At 74.6% G+C, this 4435-nt stretch carries 5 protein-coding genes; all 5 read left to right on the forward strand.

The features are described 5' to 3' along the window. Positions 1-125: 125 nt before the first annotated feature. Positions 126-461 (forward strand): Lsr2 family protein, encoded by a 336-nt coding sequence (locus ACFWEK_RS19205; RefSeq protein ID WP_430555076.1) that lies wholly within the window; start codon positions 126-128, stop codon positions 459-461. 95 nt (positions 462-556) lie between these two features. Next, the gene (locus ACFWEK_RS19210; RefSeq protein ID WP_430548227.1) at positions 557-1654 is read left to right on the forward strand and encodes a lactonase family protein; all 1098 of its coding nucleotides are present in this window, start codon (positions 557-559) and stop codon (positions 1652-1654) included. Beyond that, positions 1654-2997, forward strand: coding sequence for a D-inositol-3-phosphate glycosyltransferase (mshA, locus tag ACFWEK_RS19215; RefSeq protein ID WP_430555077.1), 1344 nt, complete (start codon positions 1654-1656; stop codon positions 2995-2997). The genes ACFWEK_RS19210 and mshA overlap by 1 nt, the downstream gene beginning before the upstream one ends. A gap of 39 nt (positions 2998-3036) precedes the next feature. Then, a complete protein-coding gene (locus tag ACFWEK_RS19220; RefSeq protein ID WP_430548225.1) occupies positions 3037-3477 on the forward strand; it encodes a nitroreductase family deazaflavin-dependent oxidoreductase in 441 nt (146 codons plus the stop codon). 83 nt (positions 3478-3560) lie between these two features. Next, positions 3561-4301: a phosphoglyceromutase gene (locus ACFWEK_RS19225; RefSeq protein WP_429766794.1), complete on the forward strand. Its 741-nt coding sequence runs from the start codon at positions 3561-3563 to the stop codon at positions 4299-4301. Positions 4302-4435 lie beyond the last annotated feature (134 nt).

Below are 4435 nucleotides of genomic sequence, written 5' to 3' on the forward strand. Positions count from 1 at the left end.
CCTCCGAAACCGAAACTCGCTGAATTCTGTCGCGCGATTCCCATTCCGGGGATTCGGATTGACAATCGAGTGATCCGAGGGGCATTCTCACTTCTGTCCGAATATCGTGACCGAGGGGAATTCACGTGGTCCAGAAGCAGCAGATCGTCCTGATCGACGATATCGACGGGGGCGACGCCGACGAGACCGTCACCTTCGCGCTCGACGGGGTCTCGTACGAGATCGACCTCACGGCCAAGCACGCGGCCGAGCTCCGGGACGCTTTCGCCACCTGGATCGGTCACGGTCGCAAGACCACGACGCGGCTGGGCGGCGGCACGCGGAGCGCCGCCCGTCGCACCGGCACCGACCGCGCGCAGCTCGCCAAGATCCGCGAGTGGGCCCGCGAGAACGGCCACAAGGTGAGCGACCGCGGCCGTATCCCCAGCTCCGTCCTCGAAGCCTACGAGGCCGCCCACTGACGGCTGCGTGAGCATCCCGCACGACCCCCGACCGGGCTCCGGTCGGGGGTCGTGCGCGTTCCGGGGCGGCGGTCGTGCGGTCATAGGCTGAGGCCATGACGGAACGGGACGCGCGGGCGCAGCTCTGGGTCGGCACCTACCCGCAGCCGGGCGGTGGCCCCGGCAGCGGGGAGAGCATCTGGCGGGTCGCCCTGGGCCCGGACGGCGCGGTGGAGGCGGCGGCGCCGGCCGTGGCCGCCACGTCGCCCTCGTTCCTGGCGCTGCACCCGACCGGCCGCACGCTCTACGCGGTGGGCGAGACCCCCGCGGGGACGCTCTCGGCGTTCCGCGTGGAGGACGCCGACGACGGCGCCCGGCTCGCGCCGTCGGGCTCCCTCGCGTCCGGGGGCGACGACCCGTGCCACGTGCTGGCCCTCGGGGGCACCGTGTGGGTCGCGAACTACGGCGACGGCGTCGCCGCGTCCGTGGACGTCGACCCGGCGACGGGCGACCTCGCGGCGGAGGGTGTCGTCGCGCACCCCGGCGTGGGCAGCGGGCCCGTCGTCGAGCGGCAGGCCGGCCCGCACGCGCACTTCGTGGCCGAGGCCGGCGACGGCGTGCTGGTGTGCGACCTGGGAGCCGACGTCGTGCGGCGGTACCCCGCCAAGGGCGCCGAGGCGGGCGCCGCGGCCGACGTCGCCGCCGTCCTGCCGCCCGGCACCGGGCCGCGCCACCTCGTCACGCTGCCGGACGGCTCGCTCGTCGTCGTCGGGGAGCTCGACGCCCGCGCGCACGTGCTGGTGCGCGACGGCGCCGGGTGGACGGCCGCGGCGGCAGTGCCGGTCTCGCCGGCGGCGGAGGCGGGCCGCGACTTCCCCGCGCACGTCACGCTGAGCGCCGACGGCACGCGCCTGCACGTCGGCCTGCGCGGCGCGGACCTGCTCGCCGTGCTCGCGGTGGCGACGGACGGCGGGACGCCGGTCCTGCGGCACCTCGCCGACGTCCCGCTCGGCGACGGCGCGTGGCCGCGCCACCACGCCGTCCTCGGCTCCGCGCAGCCCGGCACGGACGCCGACGGTGCCGAGACCGTCGTCGTCGCGCTGCAGGGCCGCAGCGAGCTCGCGACGGTCCGGGTCGACCCCGCGACGGGCACCGGCGAGGTGGTGGCGCGGCACGCGCTGCCGACGCCTCCCGCCTGCGTGCTGGAGTCGTGATGACCACCCCCGGCGAGCGGCCCGGTCCGCGGGTGGCGATGCTGTCGGTGCACACGTCACCGCTCGACCAGCCCGGCACGGGGGACGCGGGCGGCATGAACGTCTACGTCATGGAGCTGGCCCGCGCCATGGCCCGCCGGGGGGCGGAGATCGAGATCTTCACGCGCGCGACGGCGTCCGCGCAGCCGCGCTGGGTCGACGTCGAGCCGGGGATCCGGGTGGTGCACGTGTCCGCGGGCCCGTACGAGGGGCTGGACAAGAACGACCTGCCGGGCCAGCTCTGCGCGTTCACCGCCGGCGTCCTGCGGGCGGAAGCCCACCGCCCGCCGCACTGGTACGACGTCGTGCACAGCCACTACTGGCTGTCGGGGCAGGTGGGCTGGCTGGCCGCCGAGCGGTGGGACGTCCCGCTCGTGCACACCATGCACACGATGGCGCGCGTGAAGAACGCGGCCCTGGCCCCGGGGGACACCCCGGAGCCCGTGGGCCGGGTCGTGGGGGAGGAGCAGGTGGTCGAGGCCGCCGACGGGCTGGTCGCCTCGACCCGCGAGGAGGCCCGTGACCTCGAGCAGGAGTACCGCGCCGACCCGGACCGCGTCCACGTCGTGGCGCCCGGCGTTGACCTCGAGGTCTTCCGCCCGCTCGAGCCCGCGGCGGGGGAGGACGCCGACGCGGCGCGCCGCGCCCTGCGCGAGCGGCTCGGCCTGCCCACCGACCGGAAGATCGTGCTGTTCGCGGGCCGCGTCCAGCTCCTCAAGGGCCCGGACGTCCTGGTCCGCGCGCTCGGGGTGCTGGCCGACCACGCGAGCTCCGGCGACGCGGCCGAGCCCGAGGCGTGGTGCGACGGCGGCGGCTCGCGCGTGCCGACCCTTGTCGTGCTGGGCGGCGCCAGCGGCCGCGCGACGGCGGTGCGCGAGCTCGAGGCGCTGGCCCACCAGGTCGGTGTCACCGACCACCTCGACGTGCGCCCGCCGGTGCCGCGCGAGGAGCTGGTCGACTACCTGCGCGCGGCGGACGTCGTCGCGGTGCCGTCGCACAACGAGTCGTTCGGCCTGGTGGCCGCCGAGGCGCAGGCGGCGGGGACCCCGGTCGTCGCGGCCGCGGTGGGCGGGCTGCAGACGGTCGTGGTGGACGGGACGTCCGGCGTCCTCGTGCCCGACCACAGCCCGTGGACGTGGGCGCGCGAGCTCGGCGACCTCCTCGCCGACGACGAGCGTCGCGCCCGCCTCGCCGCCGGTGCCCGGCGCGCCAGCGAGCGCTTCAGCTGGGACCGCGCCGCCGCGGCGATGCTCGACGTGTACGCCCAGGCGGCGAAGGTGCACCGGGCCCGCTCGTCGCGGTAGCCCGGGAATGGATCGCCCGGGCGGGGAATTGCACGTGGCATGCCGATCACCGGAGAGTACGTCCCCAGCCCGTCCACCCGTGCCGCGAACCAGGTCGAGCAGTACGAGAGCTCGGGCGGCACCAAGGGCACGACGATGCGCGGGATGCCCGTCGTCATCCTCACGACCGTCGGCGCGAAGACCGGCGCACTCCGCAAGGCCCCGCTGATGCGCGTGGAGCACGACGGCACGTACGCCGTCGTCGCGTCGCTGGGCGGCGCCCCGAAGCACCCGGTCTGGTACTACAACGTGCTGGCGAACCCGCGGGTGGAGCTCCAGGACGGCCCGGAGAAGCACGAGTACGTCGCGCGCGAGGTCACCGGCGACGAGAAGGCGCTCTGGTGGGAGCGGTCGGTCGCCGCGTACCCCGACTACGCGGACTACCAGACGAAGACCGACCGCGAGATCCCCGTGTTCGTGCTCGAGCGCGCGGACTCCTGACCCGGCCGCTCGATCCGGACGGCGCGAGTCCGGGATCCGACCCGCGGTGCGGGCGGCGCCGGGCAGCAGGCAGGATGGACCCCATGACCTACACCCTCGTGCTGCTCCGCCACGGCGAGAGCGAGTGGAACGCGAAGAACCTCTTCACCGGCTGGGTGGACGTGCCGTTGTCGGAGAAGGGCACCGCGGAGGCGAAGCGCGGCGGCGAGCTGCTCAAGGAGTCGGGCGTCACCCCCGACGTCGTGCACACGTCGCTGCTGCGCCGCGCCATCAACACGGCGAACCTGGCCCTCGACGCCGCCGACCGCCACTGGATCCCGGTCAAGCGCAACTGGCGCCTCAACGAGCGCCACTACGGCGACCTGCAGGGCAAGGACAAGAAGCAGGTGCGCGACCAGTACGGCGAGGAGCAGTTCATGCTCTGGCGCCGTTCCTACGACGTGCCGCCGCCCGAGATCGAGCTGGGCTCGGAGTTCTCGCAGGACTCGGACGTCCGCTACGCCGGTGAGCCCATCCCGCGCGCGGAGGCCCTCAAGCAGGTGCTCGACCGGGCCCTGCCGTACTGGGACGGGGAGATCGTCCCGGACCTCCAGGCCGGCAAGACCGTCCTGGTCGCCGCGCACGGCAACTCGCTGCGCGCCATCGTCAAGCACCTCGACGGCGTCGACGACCAGACCATCGCCGGGCTGAACATCCCCACGGGCATCCCGCTGGTGTACGAGCTCGACGAGGAGACGCTGAAGCCGACCAACCCGGGCGGCACGTACCTCGACCCCGAGGCCGCGAAGGACGCCATCGCGGCGGTCGCGAACCAGGGCAAGTAACACCGGGCCCCTCCAGGCCGAGTTGGCCGAGTGGGCCGCGCGGGCGCGGAAAGCGGGGCTAGGGCGGGAGGACGTGGCCGCGCTCTGCACGGCCGTACTGGACTCGACGTATCCGGAGGGCGAGGACCGATGAC

The organism is Isoptericola sp. NPDC060257 (assembly GCF_042726645.1).
Taxonomy (GTDB): Bacteria; Actinomycetota; Actinomycetes; order Actinomycetales; family Cellulomonadaceae; genus Isoptericola; species Isoptericola nanjingensis.

What these genes read in the sequence shown, in the direction of transcription:
- ACFWEK_RS19210 (WP_430548227.1), top strand. Translation starts at nt 557, where the DNA reads ATGACGGAACGGGACGCGCGGGCGCAGCTCTGGGTCGGCACCTACCCG.
- mshA (WP_430555077.1), top strand. Translation starts at nt 1,654, where the DNA reads ATGACCACCCCCGGCGAGCGGCCCGGTCCGCGGGTGGCGATGCTGTCG.
- ACFWEK_RS19220 (WP_430548225.1), top strand. Translation starts at nt 3,037, where the DNA reads ATGCCGATCACCGGAGAGTACGTCCCCAGCCCGTCCACCCGTGCCGCG.
- ACFWEK_RS19225 (WP_429766794.1), top strand. Translation starts at nt 3,561, where the DNA reads ATGACCTACACCCTCGTGCTGCTCCGCCACGGCGAGAGCGAGTGGAAC.